Origin of the sequence: Ensifer sp. LC11 (assembly GCF_001695835.1) — a bacterium.
Classification (GTDB): Bacteria; Pseudomonadota; Alphaproteobacteria; order Rhizobiales; family Rhizobiaceae; genus Ensifer.
The window spans coordinates 49,812-65,068 of sequence record NZ_MBSO01000003.1 but is presented as its reverse complement, the minus strand read 5'-3'; the positions used below and the strand labels follow the sequence as shown (position 1 = coordinate 65,068).

Here is a 15,257-nt window from a genome sequence, read left to right as displayed (position 1 = left end):
GAGGAGCGACCTATCCCTTTGAAATCACGCAAATCCGGGCGGGAAATCGTGTCCCCTTCTCCGCAAATTGGGCTGGTGGAGACATCACCGGCCAAGATAGTTCTCAATCACTTTCGGATCGCTGCTGACGAAATCGATCGAGCCTTCCGCCAGCACCGCGCCTTCGGCAAGGCAGGTGACCTTGACCCCCAATTCGCGGATGAAGCCCATGTCGTGCTCGACGACGACGACGGAACGGGTCTTGGCAATCTCCTTGAGCAGAATGGCTGTCTCGGCGGTTTCCGCGTCCGTCATGCCGGCGACCGGCTCGTCGACAAGCAGCAGCTCCGGCTCCTGCGCAAGCAGCATGCCGATTTCCAGCCATTGCTTTTGCCCGTGCGAAAGATTGGCGGCGAGATCGTCACGGCGCGACGACATGCGGATGGTCGAAAGGATTTCCTCGATCCGGGCCTTGTCGTCCCCGGACAGCCGGTAAAAGAGCGTCGGAAACACGCCCCGCTTCCGGTTGAGGGCGAGCTCGAGATTGTCCCAGACGGTGTGGCTTTCAAAGACCGTCGGCTTCTGGAACTTGCGACCGATGCCGAGCGAGGCGATTTCCGCCTCGTCCTTCTTGGTAAGATCGATCTGCCCCTTGAAGTACACCTGTCCCTCGTCGGGCCGGGTCTTGCCGGTGATGATGTCCATCATCGTCGTCTTGCCGGCGCCGTTGGGGCCGATGATTGCCCTGAGTTCCCCCGGTTCGATGACGAACGAAAGCGCGTTCAGCGCCTTGAAGCCGTCGAAAGAAACGGAAACGCCATCGAGATAGAGCAGGCTTGTGGGTTTCGTCTGGCCAATGGTCTGGTTCATGTCATCTACTCCGCAGCCATGGGTTCGGCGACCAGATTGTCCGGCTCTTGGTCAGCCCGCGCCTTGCGCGCCGCACGCCGGCGGACAAAATAGGCGCCGACGGTTCCGACTACCCCCTTCGGCAGGAACAGGGTGACGAGCACGAACAGGCCACCGAGCGCAAACAGCCAGAATTCCGGGAAGGCCGCCGTGAAAATGCTTTTCCCGCCGTTGACGAGGATGGCGCCGACGATCGGACCGATCAGCGTGCCGCGCCCGCCGACCGCCGTCCAGATCACCACCTCGATCGAATTGCCTGGCTCAAACTCGCCGGGATTGATGATGCCCACCTGCGGCACGTAAAGTGCACCGGCAATGCCCGCCATCATCGCCGAGACGGTAAAGGCGAAGAGCTTGATGTGCTCGACCCGGTAGCCGAGGAAACGCGTGCGGCTTTCCGCGTCGCGCACCGCCACCAGCACCTTGCCGTATTTGGAGCGAACGATCGCCGAAGTGAGGACGAGGCAGAGCGCCAGCATCAGCGCCGAGACGGCAAAAAGCGTGGCCCGCGTACCGTCCGCCTGGATGTTGAAGCCGAGAATATCCTTGAAATCGGTCAGGCCGTTGTTGCCGCCGAAGCCCATATCGTTGCGGAAGAAGGCAAGCAGCAAGGCATAGGTCATCGCCTGGGTGATGATCGAGAGATAGACGCCGTTGACGCGCGAGCGGAAGGCGAACCAGCCGAAGACGAAAGCGAGCAGCCCCGGCACCAGCACCACCATCAGCGCCGCGAACCAGAACATGTCGAAGCCGTGCCAGAACCAGGGCAATTCCTTCCAGTTGAGGAACACCATGAAGTCCGGCAGCAGCGGATTGCCATAGGAGCCGCGCGGGCCGATCTGGCGCATCAGATACATGCCCATGGCATAACCGCCGAGCGCGAAGAAGGCGGCATGCCCGAGCGAAAGGATGCCGCAAAAGCCCCAGACGAGATCGAGCGCCAGCGCCAAGAGCGCGTAGGTCAGATACTTGCCCAACAGCGACACCAGATAGGTCGGCACATGCAGCGGATGGTCGGGCGGCATCAAAAGGTTGAGCGCCGGAACGAGGATGGCGAGGCCAATGAGGATTGCCACGACAAGGAGGATGTCGCGGTCCAGCGATTTCATGAGAAACGAGGTGATCATGCTTCGACCGCCCTTCCCTTAAGCGCGAAGAGGCCGCGCGGTTTCTTCTGGATGAAGAGGATGATCAGCACCAAGACGAGGATCTTGCCGAGCACGGCGCCGGCATAGGGTTCGAGGAACTTGTTGAGGATGCCAAGCGAGAAAGCGCCGACGAGCGTGCCCCAGAGATTGCCGACACCCCCGAAGACGACGACCATGAAGCTGTCGATGATGTAGCCCTGGCCGAGATTGGGTGAGACGTTGTCGATCTGCGAGAGCGCCACCCCGGCCATGCCGGCGATGCCGGAGCCGAGCGCGAAGGTGAGGGCATCGACCCAGGACGTGCGGATGCCCATGGAAGACGCCATGCGCCGGTTCTGGGTGACGGCACGCATGCGAAGGCCCATCGACGTCTTCTTGAGCAGGAACAGCAGCGCCGCAAATACCGCCAGGGCGAAGACGATGATCCACAAGCGGTTCCACGTGATCGTCAAGCCGCCAAGGTCGAAGGCACCGGACATCCAGGAGGGATTGCCGACCTCGCGGTTGGTCGGTCCGAAGATCGAGCGCACCGATTGCTGCAGGATCAGCGAGATGCCCCATGTGGCAAGCAATGTTTCCAGCGGGCGGCCATAGAGAAAGCGGATGACGCCGCGCTCGATCGCCAGACCGACGGCGCCGGTCGCAAGGAAGGCGAGCGGCAAGGCGATCGCCAGCGACCAGTCGAAGAGTTCCGGGTAGGAATTGCGCACGACCTCCTGCACCAGAAAGGTCGTATAGGCACCGAGCATGACCATCTCGCCGTGCGCCATGTTGATGATGCCCATCACGCCAAAGGTGATCGCGAGCCCGATCGCCGCCAGCAGCAGGACGGAGCCGAGCGACAGCCCGTACCAGACATTCTGGCCGGCATTCCACAGGGCCTGGGTCTGCTCGATGCGCGCAATTGCTGCTTCGATATCCGGTTTGAGGGAGGCGTCGGCAGTGGCGAGCGCGGAGGTCAGAACAGCGAGGCCGGTGCGCCCGTGGCCCTCGGCAAGGAGCGCGATCGCCTGGCGTTTTTCGTCGTCCCCGCGCTCCGAGACGAGAAGCGTGACGGCGCGCGCCTCGTCGAGCACCGTGCGGACTGCCGCATCCTTCTCGGTGGCAAGCGCCGTCTCTATTGCCTCAAGCGCATCGGCGTTCGGCATCTGCAGCATGGATTGTGCCGCCTTCAGCCGCGCGCCCGCGTCATCGCTAAACAGTGTCAGGCCGCCAAGCGCGCTTCGAACCGCGCGGCGCACGGCGTTATTGACCTTGACCTTCTGCATCGCCGACTTCGGCGCCTCGCCCGCCTCCGTCCCTGTGACGGGATCGACGAGCAGCAGGTCCGCGCCTTGCGCTTTGACGAGGAAGACCTTGCCGTCGGACTTGCGCTGGTAGAGTTCGCCTTCGCCCAGCGCCTGAAGCACGGGAATGACCTTCGCGTCGCCGGTTTTAGCGAGGTCCGAGATGTGCTCGTCCATGTCCGCAAGTTTCGCTGCGCCGAGCTTATCGACCAGCGCGCCAAGGTCGTCCGCCGCACGAGCTCCGACCACATGGGCCGAGACCAACAGGCACAGCGCAACAAACAGGGTCTGCAGAATTCGGTACATCGCCCCTCTCAATCGGGTCTTTGGCCAGGACTTGGGCCGGGTCTTTCCCGGGTCTAGAGCAGGCCGCAGGCAAGCTCCCTTCGTTCGTGCGCGCCGCCGAACGAAGGGCATGCTTGCCTCAAGATTTCGTCATGCAAGCACTGTCCGGGCGGCTTGCCCGCCCGGCTTAAGACTAGAGCATCCCGCTCTCAGGTGGATTCACGTGAGGCGGAAAGATGCTCTAGAATCAAAGTGCTAGAGCGTCCTTGGTGCGTTCATATGAACGCACGGCGCTCTAGGTGATGAAATCAGGAGCCCTTGCCGCCGCACTTGCCGGTGGCGACGTTGAAGTTGCCGCACGACATCGGCGCGCGCCAATCGGAGATCAGGTCCTTGGAGTCCGGCAGGTAGTCGGACCATTCGTCGCCGACGACGAGGCCGGGCGTCTCCCAGACGGTCTCGAACTGGCCATCACCCTGGATTTCGCCGATCAGCACCGGCTTGGTGATGTGATGGTTTGGCATCATCGTCGAATAGCCGCCCGAAAGGTTGGGCACGGAGACGCCGATCATCGCATCGAGCACGGCATCCGTATCCGTCGTGCCGGCCTTTTCGACCGCCTTCAGCCACATGTTGAAGCCGATGTAGTGCGCTTCCATCGGGTCGTTGGTCACGCGTTTGTCGTTCTTGGTATAGGCCTTCCAGGTCTTGATGAACTCGGCATTGGCCGGCGTGTCGACCGACTGGAAGTAGTTCCAGGCAGCGAGGTGGCCAACGAGCGGGGTTGTATCGAGACCGGCAAGCTCTTCTTCGCCGACCGAGAAGGCGACGACCGGAATATCCTCTGCCTTGACGCCCTGGTTTGCCAGTTCCTTGTAGAAGGGCACGTTGGCATCGCCATTGATGGTCGAGACGACGGCGGTCTTCTTGCCGGCCGAGCCGAACTTCTTGATGTCGGAAACGATCGTCTGCCAGTCGGAATGACCGAAGGGCGTGTAATTGATCATGATGTCCTCGGGCTTTACGCCCTTGGAGATCAGATAGGCCTCGAGGATCTTGTTCGTCGTACGCGGATAGACGTAGTCAGTACCGGCCAGCACCCAGCGTTCAACGCTCTCGTTCTCCATCAGATAGTCGACGGCCGGGATCGCCTGCTGGTTCGGGGCAGCACCCGTGTAGAAGACGTTGCGCTGGCTTTCCTCGCCTTCGTACTGGACCGGATAGAAGAGAATCGAGTTGAGTTCCTCGAACACCGGCAGCACCGACTTGCGCGAGACGGACGTCCAGCAGCCGAAGACGGCCGAAACCTTGTCGACCGAGACCAACTCGCGCGCCTTTTCGGCAAAGAGCGGCCAGTCGGACGCCGGATCGACGACGACGGCTTCCAGTTTCTTGCCGAGCAGGCCACCCTTCTTGTTCTGCTCGTCGATCAGCATCAGCATGGCGTCCTTCAGCGTCGTTTCCGAAATCGCCATGGTGCCGGAGAGCGAATGCAGGATGCCGACCTTGATCGTGTCGTCGGCGGCGAAGGCGCCGTTGAACGCCGTGGTGGACAGGACGGCTGCGAGGAATGCGCCGGTGACGCTTGCCTTGATATTCATCTGATTGAACCCCTCTCGTTCTGAAGCAGCGCGGCCTTCGTGCTTTTTAGCCGTTGCTTCACGGGATCATCAGGCAGTCTCGCTGCACTGCACATACGTCATTCTACGTAGATGCCGGGGGCAAAGAGGAAGCTCCGCGGACAGTCGCCACGATCGGCATCGTGGGGTGCAACCGGCCCCGAGGTCATTCCTCGGGCACCTTGATCAGGACTGTCTCCCCAGCATCGATCGGCCGGCCGCCTTGCGTGCGGATGTCGAGCCTCACCGGAAGTCCCGTTTCCTTTTCGACGAGCAGGGAATGCTCTTCGCCCGGCATGAATAGATGCTTTTCACCGAACTGGCGAAGCGCGACCATGACCGGGAACAGGTCGCGCCCCATCGGCGTCAGCTGGTATTCGACCCGCGTCTTCGCCTCGCCGACGGGGACTGTTTCAAGAATGCCTCGCTCGACGAGCGTGCGCAGGCGATCCGTCAAGATGTTCTTGGCGATGCCGAGGCTCTTCTGAAAATCGCTGAAGCGGCTGATACCGTCGAACGCATCGCGCACGATCAGCAACGACCACCAGTCCCCGATCGCATCGAGAGACCGGGCACTGGGGCAATAGTCTCCCTTGAGCCGTCGGCGGGCCACCATGCGCACTCTCCTTCGCGCAGCATCAAAATTTGGTTGCATAATGAAACCAAATCAGCAATCCTCAATTTGGTTTCATTATAAAACTAACTTGAGGAAGAAGTCCAATGGATGGCAGAGTTCCTGCGGCGCCGGTCGGTGCCGCAAACGACGACGTGCGCCCAGTTGTTGCGGAATCCCCGGCGTCGCCCCTGACGCGCCCGATGCTCACCCTGTTTGCCTTTGCCGCGGGTCTTGCGGTCGCCAACGCCTATTTTGCCCACCCGTTGCTGGATGTCATGGCAGCGGACCTCGATCTTTCCAACACCAGCGCCGGCCTGATCGTCGGCGCGACGCAGCTTGGTTATGCCCTCGGCCTGATCCTGCTTGTTCCGCTCGGCGATCTCTTCGACCGTCGCAAGGTCATCATCGTCCAATCACTGTTTTCGGCAGCAGCCCTCGGTCTTGTGTCCCTGGCAAACAGTGCCGCAATGCTGATGGCGTCGATCGCGTCGGTCGGCATGCTCGCGGTATTGACGCAGGCCTTCGTCGCCTATGCCGCCAGCCTGTCTCACTCCTCCGAGCGCGGCCAGGTGGTCGGATTCGTCACCAGCGGTATCGTCATCGGTATCCTGTCTGCCCGCGCCGTGGCGGGTTTCCTGACCGATCTTTCAGGTTGGCGATCGGTCTATCTTCTGTCAGGCATACTCACGCTGTTGATCGCAGGCTTGCTTTACAAGCTTCTGCCGCGCCAGACGAAATCGACACAAAGGCTCGGCTACCTCCGACTTGTCGGCTCTACCTTCAAGCTCATCATCGAAGAGCCCGTGTTGCGCACGCGCGGTGTGCTCGCGCTGCTGATCTTCGCGAATGTGACGACACTGCTCACCCCGCTCGTTCTGCCGCTGGGCGCGCCGCCCTTTTCTCTGTCGCATAGCCAGGTGGGGCTCTTCGGCCTTGCGGGCGTTGCCGGAGCACTGGCTGCGTCGCGCGCAGGCCGATGGACCGATCGCGGTTTCGGCCAGGCGACGACGGGAATTGCGCTGGCACTGATGCTGGTCGCGTGGCTGCCGATCTCCTTGCTGGAGCACTCACTCCTGTGGCTCATAGCCGGCGTCCTCGTTCTCGACTTCGGACTTCAGGCCGTCCATGTCGCAAACCAGGCGCTGATCTATCGCGTTCGCCCAGAGGCGCAGAACCGGCTGACGGCTGCCTATATGCTGTTCTACTCGCTGGGCAGTGCTGCCGGGTCGTCCTTTTCGACGGTCGCCTATGCGCACGCGGGCTGGAAAGGCGTCTGTCTGATGGGGGCGGCGATCAGCCTGGCCGCCTTGCTCTTCTGGCTTGCCACAAGGCGTCCAGGTTCGGCAGCCTCCGAAGACGGTGCCGCGCTTAACGCATAGGGGTCACAGGAATCCGCGCCGCAGGCATATCCGGGCATACTGGCGGCACGCATTCTCTCCCCCTTGACCTTGCCATCGTTGTAACCCCTAGAACCAATCCCGCTCCTCAGGCTGACCGTCGCGCCGCGCCACAGATTCGGCGCGAACCGACTGTCAGCAATGCCGGCATGCGATAACGACGGTCGCGCTGGCACCGAGGGCAGGATGTTTCAAATCTCAGGGCCGACAGCATGACGTCTTCACTGCACCCACACTGGGACTTCGCCCGCGAGATGCGGTCGATCCTGCTTCGTTTCGTCGCCTTTGCCATCCTGCTCGCAAACCTCCTGCTCGGCGGCAACGAAGGTGCCGAGCATATGCACTGGATCGTCGTTGTCAGCTACCTCGTGATCAGCATCGCCTCCGTGGCAATGGCACGCTACCTGCCCGACCGCTCGTGGCTGAAGACGTTTTTCGTCGTTCTCGACGCGCTCTTGGTCGCGCTGCTGCTCTCCGCCCACATCCTCGCCGGGCCGGTGACGGAAAACCACAACCTGACGACCACCAGCCTCGTCGTCGCCTTCATCCTGCTCGTCCACGTCGGCCTGAAGCTCGAACGGCGGCTTGTTCTCATTTTTTCAAGCATCGTGCTCGTTGCCTGGGTGGCAATGCTCGCAATGACTGCCGCGCGGCATCAGGCCGCCGGCACGCTTTCCCTGCTCGGATCGTTCTTCAACCAGGATCTCGGCCTGACCGTCAGCTTCGGCTTCACCGCCTTTGCCATCTATCTTCTGGCACGCGACCACGACCGCACCCGCAAGGAGGCGCTGAAAGCCGATCAGCGGCGCCAGAACCTCTCCCGGTTTTTCTCGCCGCTGGTGGTTTCGGCGCTACAGGAAAAAGGCGATGCACTCGGCCTCGAACGCCGAGACGCGGCGATCATGTTCGTCGACCTGCGCGATTTCACCCTGTTTGCCGAGGCGGCACCTGCTCCTGAACTCGCCTTCGTTCTCGCCGAGTATCGCCAGCTCGTCTCGCAGACGATCTTCGAACATGGCGGCACCGTCGACAAATTCATCGGCGACGGCGTGATGGCCGTTTTCGGTCAGCCAAGGCCGATGGACGACGACGCGGATCGGGCGATGGCCTGTGCGCTGGATCTGGTGGACGCACTCAACGACTGGAAGAACCACAGCGCGCGGCACGGCCACCCCGCCCTCGATGCCGGCATCGGGCTGCATTACGGCAAGGTCGTCGGCGGAGTGCTCGACAGCGGCTGCCACAGCGAGTTCACCGTCATTGGCGACGCGGTCAACGTCGCCCAGCGCCTGGAGAGCCTGTCCAAATCGCTCGACGCGCCGCTGGTGGTGTCAGCCGCGCTGATGGCCCGGCTCAGAGCCCCGGTTCCGCCCGCCAACTGGACGATGCAGAACGATGTTTCCCTTCCCGGACGCAGGCTCCCGGTCGATGTCTGCTATCTGCCCCGCGGCACCGGCATATCCGCCGCGCATGAGATCGGCTCTGCGCAAGCCGCCCACGAGCGGTGACCGCTGCACGTCACCGTCGCGCGGTTCCCAGAACGCACGCAATACCGACGCCGGGCCCGGCGGCGCATCCTATCCCGGTTCGCTGACGCTGAGCTTGAAGCGCGTGGTGAAGTCGCCGCCCCACCACATCGGGAAATTGGTACCCCATTTGTTGTTGTGGATGTTGAAGCGGATACCGGCGGAATAATCGGGCAGGTCCTTGCAGAAGGCCATGAACGGCCATGTCTGCGGCGCGACCAGCGGCGTGTCGAGGTTCTCGACCAGCAGTTCCGCGCCCCCTTCCGTCTGCCCGCGAACAGCCGTGACCGCCTGCAGCTGCGCACCGCCGGCACGGGCGAAATTGTCGGTTGCGTGCCACAGCCCCATCTTGCGCACGCGCCAGGCGGAGCGCCCTTCGGGCGTGAACGACAGGAAGCTCGCCTCCGGCATGCGGTTGGCGCTCTTGCCATAAAGCGTCAACCGGATGTCGAGGCCGTTTTCTGCCGCCGAGAACGCCAGTGCAATCTCCGCCGGTGCACCGAACCGCTCCACCGCTTCGGCCGGCATGGCCGCAAGGATGGACGTGGCCGTCATGCCACGAAGCTCCGGGCGATAGGCTTGCGAGCGTGCCTCGGCAACCGCAGCGAGACCCGGCTTGTCGTGGTCGAGCACCGCCCAGTCCATCCACTGGGTCAGGTAGGTGTCCATGTGGCGGCGCACGTCGCCGGCGTCATAGCTTTCATAGCGATAGGCGATCAACGAACCGTCGGCGCCACGGATCGTCCGGCCGTCCGGCGCTGTCAGCGCGGCGACGTCGCCTGTTGCCGGATCAAGATCGATGATCCAGCCGCCGACATCGAGCCGCGTGACGGCGTGGGTGGGTTCAGGTCGCGCCGGGATGGCAAGATCACCAAGCGCCGCTCTAGCGCGCGCCGCATCCTCGCCGTCCAGTTCCGCGACCGCCTGGTCGAGATAGGCGCGCTGCTCCGCCCAGGACGCTTCGGTATAGTGGAAACGCGGGTCCGTCTTTCGCGCCGCCTCGAAAGCCGGACGCGCCCAGGCCTTTTCGTCGCGCAGGAAGGATTTGATGTCGACACCGCAGGTGTGTTCGGCGACAAGCGTCAGCTTGCGTCCGAAGGCCTGCCGGCTCGCCGTCATCCGCTCCTCGGCAAAGCGACCATAGAGCCGCTGCAGCGCCAGATAGCGGGCGATCTTTTCCGGATCGGTGCCGCTGCCGTGGATCCAGCTGTCGCCGAGTTCCTTTTCGACGATCGGGAAGCGCTCGCGCGCCTCCCACATCAGTTTGCCGTAGTCTTCAAGCGTCGCGGCGCACACGGTGGCGCCAGGCTCATGCCTCAAGATATCGCGGTAAGCCTCTGCCGCCTGCGACACGCTCTGCGGGCCGATATTGTCGCTCGTATGGGCAAAGCTCAGGCCGTCCGAAAGGCCTTCGGGGAAATAGGTTTCGCCATAGGAGCGCTGGTACATGACGACGATTTCCGCGCCATCAGGCGCCCGCCAGCGGAAAACGTCGGGAATTTCCGGCGGCGGCGAGGCAGAGTTCACGCCGATATGCAGGAAGCGCACCCCCGCTTCCGCAAGCAGCGGCACCATACCGAGCGTGTGGCCGGGCACGTCGGTCATCTTGGCGGCGATCGTCTTCAGGCCGAAGCGCCGATCGAGTTCCTGCGCATAGGAAAGCCCTGCCCCAAACAAGTCTGGCGACATCAGCTCCGTATGCGTGGTGAAGGGAAGCGCGTGCCAGCGGATCAGACCGCGCTCGATCGCCTGCTCCAGCCGCGCGACCTCTTGCTTCGAGCGCGAATGAAGATGGTCCCAGATCAACCAGGCGCCGGTCGTCCAGATGAACATCGGTTCGTCCGGGTTCTCGTTATGGAAATGCGCGCCGGTCTCGATCGCCTGCGGAATGAAGCGCTCGTGATATTGCTGGCGGATCTTCTCGGCGTGATCGGTAAAGCCGATGTCCAGATGAGTCTTGAAGACGACGTGAATGCGCTTTTCGGTCATGTTCATTACCTTCAGCCGACGGTGCCCCGCACGATCAGGCGGGTGTTGAGTGTCTCGGTCAGCGGCTCGGCATCGGGTGCCCGAAGCCGCATGAGGATCAGGCGCACGAGTGCGCGCACGCGCTCGTCAAGATCGATGCGCACGGTGGTGAGGTTGTAGCTCTTCCAGTGCGCCTGCGGGATGTCGTCGAAGCCGACGACCTTGACGTCGTCGGGCACGGAAAGGCCAAGCTCGTGACGCAGCGCATCGATCGCCCCGAAGGCGCCGACGTCATTGGCCGCGAAGATCGCGTCAGCCCCGTCGCCAATGCGGAAGAGATCGAGCGTCGCCTGATAGGCGGTGTCATAGGTGTAGTCGCCCGCAAGCACGATCGGCGCGTCCATGCCGCGTTCGGCAAGCGTCTCCTTCAGCGTGCGCTCGCGCTCGGCATTGGCCAGCGACTGCGCCTTGCCGCCGAGATAGGCGATGCGGCGCGCGCCATAGCCCTGAAGCAGCGCCACGGCCTGCGCGATGCCGTTCTTCTGCCGAACGAGCAGCCGGTCGTAGAGCGTGCCGGAAGCAGCCCCCGCGAACTGTTTCACGTCGTCATAGATCACGTAGATCGGCACGGCGCGGTCGAGAAAACCGCAGAGCACATCCGGCAAAATGTTCTCGGTAAAGGCGATCACTGAATCCGGATTGAAGCCGCGCATGTAGGTGAGCAGGCGCGGGTCCATGCTGAAATCGGCCTTCACCTTGAAGAGCAGCGTCGCGAAGCCCTCCGCCTGGAGCGCCGTCGTCAGCGCATCGATTTCCTGGCTCTCCCAGGGGCTGCAGACGTCGGGCACGATCATGCCGACGAGATGCGAGCGACCGGTAACAAGCGAACGGGCCGCCATGTCCGGGGTGTAGTTCAGTTCCCGCGCCACCTGCAGGATACGGTCGCGCTTTTCCGGCTTCAGCGAAGCGTTCGGATTGAAGGCGCGGGACACCGCGACACGGGAAACATTGGCTTCGCGCGCCACCTGGTCTGCGGTGGCTCGAGCGGCTTTCTTGTCGGCGCGATCGTTCATCTATTCGTCACAAAATGAAAACGTGTTCATTCACAAAAGAGAGCAAGTCGGCGAATTCGTCAAGTGGAATAGGAATTCTCGCGACGATCACAGAAAGAACGGATGATCCATGTTGACAAAAATGAAAGCGTGTTCATTCTTGATCATCGTCGGGACGCCGGACCTGGAGGAGGGCCGGACTGTCGCACCAGACATTGGGTCCGAAGAGGACCACCGGGAGGAGAAAACATGCGTACCAGGTTTCATTCCCTATTGCTCAGCGCCGCCGCGGCCATTGCCTTTGCCGCGCCGGTGAGCGCCACCGAACTCAACATCACCTGCCGCTGCGTCATCGGCGGCGTCAACAGTGGCATGGCCGAGTGGATCGAGCAGAAGGTCATTCCGGCCTTCACCGAGAAGATGAAGGCCGAAGGCAAGGACGTGACCGTCAAGCTCACCCAGTTCGGCGGTGAAGACGAGCAGCTGACGCAGCAGCTCGCGCTCGACTTTTCGACCGGCGCCGGCCCTGATGTCTCCGGCTTCGACGGCTTCCTGATCCCGAGCTTCGTTCAGGGCAATCTCCTGAAATCGCTGGAAGAGGTTGCCGGTCCCGACGTTCCCAAATGGGAAGGCTGGCAGCATATTTCCGACGGCACGAAAGCCCTTATGAGCTACCAGGGCAAGCCCTACGGCATCGCGCTCGGCACGGATGCGCGCATGATCTTCGTGCGCAAGGATCTGTTCAAGGCGGCAGGCCTCAACGCCGACGACTGGCAGCCGAAGTCATGGGACGAACTGCTCGACGCCGCCCGCAAGATCAAGGCGGCAGCACCTGAGAGCTTCCCACTGCAGCTCAATGCCGGTGTCTCGATGGGCGAGGCGACGACGATGCAGGGCTACTGGATGGCGCTGCTCGGCACCGGTGAGCAGGTCACCGACGACAGCGGCAAATACATCGTTTCGAGCCAGGGCATTCTCGACACGCTGAAGCTCTACAAGACCATCTATGTCGACGACAAGCTCGGCGACCAGCGCGCCCAGCTGCTTGCCGACGGCCGCAACCGTACTTTCGCCAATTTCCGCGACGGCAAGACAGCGATGCTCGTCGAAGGCGACTGGTTCTATCGCTCGGTGACCGCCCCCGGGGCCGAATTCGCCGTTGCCGATCGCGACAATGTCATGACCTGGAAGAAGATGCCGGCGGCGGCACCCGGCAAGGGTCTACGCGGCCAGGACTTCGTCACCATGTCGGGCGGCACCGGCTTCGTGATCAATCCGCATACCGATGCACCAGCCGAATCCTGGGCGCTGCTCTCCTTCATGAACAGCAAGGACCAGCTCACCGCATTCCAGCAGATCCAGCCGGCCATCCGCATCCGCGATGACGTCGCGATCCCGAACTCGCCGTTCCTGACCGAGACGGCAACGACGCTTTTGCCGATCACCACCGCGCGTCCCAACGACGCCAACTACAACAAGGTCTCGACCGAGATCCAACGCATGACCGAAAGCGTCGTCTCCGGCGAACTCTCGCCTGAGGACGCAATGGCGCAATACAAGGCAGCGGTCATCGCCATCGTCGGCGAAGAAAACACCGTCAGCACGCTCTAACGCCATTGCGGGATGAGGGCGAAGACATACCGCCTTCACCTTGTCCCGCTTGATCCAACGACAGAGCGCCCGGCTGCCGTCAGCGGCCGGGCTCCCGATCCAGGACACGGGCATAAACGCGCATGAAGAAATTCTCCCTGCTTTCGACGCGCGCCGGCGCGCTTTTCCTGGCACCAGCAACCGCCCTCGTCGGGGTCTTCGTCATCATTCCCTTCTTCTGGGTGATCATCGTTTCCTTCACCAACCGAACGCTGCTCGGGCGGACGGCCGTCGACCCTGACTTCGTCGGCTTGCAGAACTATTTCGCGCTCTTCAATCCCGCCACCTTCTTCACCCGCGGCCAGTTCGGCTTTTCGCTGATCCTGACCATCCAGTTCGTGCTGCTTTCGGCACTGATCGGGCAGGCGCTTCTCGGTTTGCTGCTTGCTTGGCTCAGCCAATCGGTGACGCCGACGCTCAAATCCTTCCTGCAGACCGCCGTCATCGCCGCCTGGATCCTGCCGGAAGTGGTGATCGGCTTCGCCTGGTTCGCCTTTCTCGACTACGACAACGGCACCTTGAACATGATCATGCGCGGCCTCGGCCTGCCGCCCGGCGACTGGCTGCTGCAGCAGCCGTTCTGGGTGATCGTGTTTTTCAACACCTGGCGGGGTGCCGCCTTCTCGATGATGCTGTTCAACTCGGCCTTCCAGTCGATCCCGCCGAGCTACTTCCAGGCCGCCGACGTCGCCGGCGCCACCTCCTGGCAGAAGCTGCGCGACATCGCGCTGCCGCTGATCCGCGGTCATGTCGTCACGGACCTGATCCTCATCACCATGTGGACCTTCAACGTCTTTACGCCCTTCCTGCTCACCCATGGCGGACCGTCCTACCGCACCGAGATCCTCTCGATCTACACCTACCGCATCGCCTTCAAGGACTTCGAGTTCGGCAAGGGTGCTGCCGTCGGCGTCGTCATCATGCTGATCAACCTGGCGTTCGCACTCGTCTACCTTCGCCTTGCCCACAAGAAGCCGGTGGAGGCGGAATGATGCGGAAAGCTCCCAATATCTTCATGCGGCGCACAGTCTTTTCAGCCGCCGCCACCTTCCTCGGCACCGTGTTCGCGCTGCCGCTCGTCTGGTTCGTCTTCGCACCTTTCAACGCCCGCGCGGAACTCGGTCTCGCGATCCCCTCGCCCTTCACGCTGTCGAACTTCGCCACCGTCTTCCAGAACACCTTCGCCATGCAGGCGTTGCTCAACAGCCTGATCCAGGCGGCAGGCGGTGTGGTTCTGGTCGGCGCGGCGGCAACGCTTGCGGCTTATGCGCTGTCGCGATCGCCGATCCCCGGCAAGGGCGCCGTCACCTACATCCTGCTGCTCTTCTCCTCGGTGGTTTCAGGTTCGGCTGCAATGGTGCCGATCTTCCTGATCATCTCGGCCGCAGGCCTGATCGACACCCATCTCGCCGTCATTCTCGTCTTTGCCGGCGGGCTCTTGCCGACCGCGATGTTCATTCTTCGCGATTTCATCGACGCCATTCCACGGTCATACGAAGAAAGCGCCATGGTCGCCGGCGCCTCGCCGCTGCAGGCCTTCTTCGACGTCGCGCTGCCGGTCATCCGGCCCGGCATCGTCGTGGTCCTCGTCTGGGCCTTCGTCAACATCTGGGGCAGCTTCCTCATCCCCTTCATCCTCTTGCGCAGCGACAAGCTGATGCCGGCGTCGGTCGCCATCTACTCCTTCTATTCGGAGGCCGGCACGCCGATCGTCACGCTGCTTGCCGCCTATTCGCTGATCTACTCCCTGCCCGTCGTTGCCCTCTATCTTTTCGTGAATTGGAAATTCGGTTTCCGGTTCTTCGGTGGCATCAAGTCGTAA

General features: G+C 62.4%; 12 protein-coding genes. 5 read left to right on the top strand and 7 right to left on the bottom strand.

Going from position 1 to position 15,257, the window contains the following annotated elements; translation table 11 throughout:
- Positions 1-84: 84 nt before the first annotated feature.
- From urtD to BBX50_RS02145, 5 genes are all read right to left on the bottom strand, one after another.
- Positions 85-849, bottom strand: coding sequence for an urea ABC transporter ATP-binding protein UrtD (gene urtD, locus BBX50_RS02165; RefSeq protein WP_065773681.1), 765 nt, complete (start codon positions 847-849; stop codon positions 85-87).
- 5 nt (positions 850-854) lie between these two features.
- Complete coding sequence (gene urtC, locus BBX50_RS02160) at positions 855-2,015, bottom strand: urea ABC transporter permease subunit UrtC (protein ID WP_065773680.1); 1,161 nt, start codon at positions 2,013-2,015, stop codon at positions 855-857.
- Positions 2,012-3,628 (bottom strand): urea ABC transporter permease subunit UrtB, encoded by a 1,617-nt coding sequence (urtB, locus tag BBX50_RS02155; protein ID WP_065773679.1) that lies wholly within the window; start codon positions 3,626-3,628, stop codon positions 2,012-2,014. The genes urtC and urtB overlap by 4 nt, the downstream gene beginning before the upstream one ends.
- Positions 3,629-3,915: 287 nt before the next feature.
- Positions 3,916-5,208: an urea ABC transporter substrate-binding protein gene (gene urtA, locus BBX50_RS02150; RefSeq protein WP_065773678.1), complete on the bottom strand. Its 1,293-nt coding sequence runs from the start codon at positions 5,206-5,208 to the stop codon at positions 3,916-3,918.
- Between the two features lie 184 nt (positions 5,209-5,392).
- Entirely contained in the window at positions 5,393-5,842 is a 450-nt protein-coding gene (locus BBX50_RS02145; protein ID WP_065773677.1) for a helix-turn-helix domain-containing protein, read from the bottom strand.
- A gap of 104 nt (positions 5,843-5,946) precedes the next feature.
- Between BBX50_RS02145 and BBX50_RS02140 the strand changes: the two genes are divergently transcribed.
- Together BBX50_RS02140 and BBX50_RS02135 are read left to right on the top strand one after the other, a co-directional pair.
- Positions 5,947-7,221 carry an MFS transporter gene (locus tag BBX50_RS02140; RefSeq protein WP_065773676.1) on the top strand — a complete coding sequence of 425 codons (1,275 nt, stop codon included), beginning with the start codon at positions 5,947-5,949 and terminating at the stop codon, positions 7,219-7,221.
- 230 nt (positions 7,222-7,451) lie between these two features.
- Positions 7,452-8,747, top strand: a complete 1,296-nt coding sequence (locus BBX50_RS02135; RefSeq protein WP_065773675.1) for an adenylate/guanylate cyclase domain-containing protein — start codon at positions 7,452-7,454, stop codon at positions 8,745-8,747.
- 69 nt (positions 8,748-8,816) lie between these two features.
- Here the strand turns inward: BBX50_RS02135 and BBX50_RS02130 are convergent, their stop codons facing one another.
- Positions 8,817-10,754, bottom strand: a complete 1,938-nt coding sequence (locus BBX50_RS02130; protein ID WP_065773787.1) for a DUF5054 domain-containing protein — start codon at positions 10,752-10,754, stop codon at positions 8,817-8,819.
- A gap of 11 nt (positions 10,755-10,765) precedes the next feature.
- Complete coding sequence (locus BBX50_RS02125; RefSeq protein ID WP_065773674.1) at positions 10,766-11,806, bottom strand: LacI family DNA-binding transcriptional regulator; 1,041 nt, start codon at positions 11,804-11,806, stop codon at positions 10,766-10,768.
- 228 nt (positions 11,807-12,034) lie between these two features.
- Between BBX50_RS02125 and BBX50_RS02120 the strand changes: the two genes are divergently transcribed.
- The 3 genes from BBX50_RS02120 to BBX50_RS02110 all read left to right on the top strand — a co-directional run bounded on the left by BBX50_RS02120 (position 12,035) and on the right by BBX50_RS02110 (position 15,257).
- Positions 12,035-13,396, top strand: a complete 1,362-nt coding sequence (locus tag BBX50_RS02120; RefSeq protein ID WP_065773673.1) for an extracellular solute-binding protein — start codon at positions 12,035-12,037, stop codon at positions 13,394-13,396.
- A gap of 122 nt (positions 13,397-13,518) precedes the next feature.
- Positions 13,519-14,427, top strand: coding sequence for a sugar ABC transporter permease (locus tag BBX50_RS02115; RefSeq protein WP_065773672.1), 909 nt, complete (start codon positions 13,519-13,521; stop codon positions 14,425-14,427).
- Positions 14,427-15,257: a carbohydrate ABC transporter permease gene (locus tag BBX50_RS02110; RefSeq protein ID WP_065773786.1), complete on the top strand. Its 831-nt coding sequence runs from the start codon at positions 14,427-14,429 to the stop codon at positions 15,255-15,257. The genes BBX50_RS02115 and BBX50_RS02110 overlap by 1 nt, the downstream gene beginning before the upstream one ends.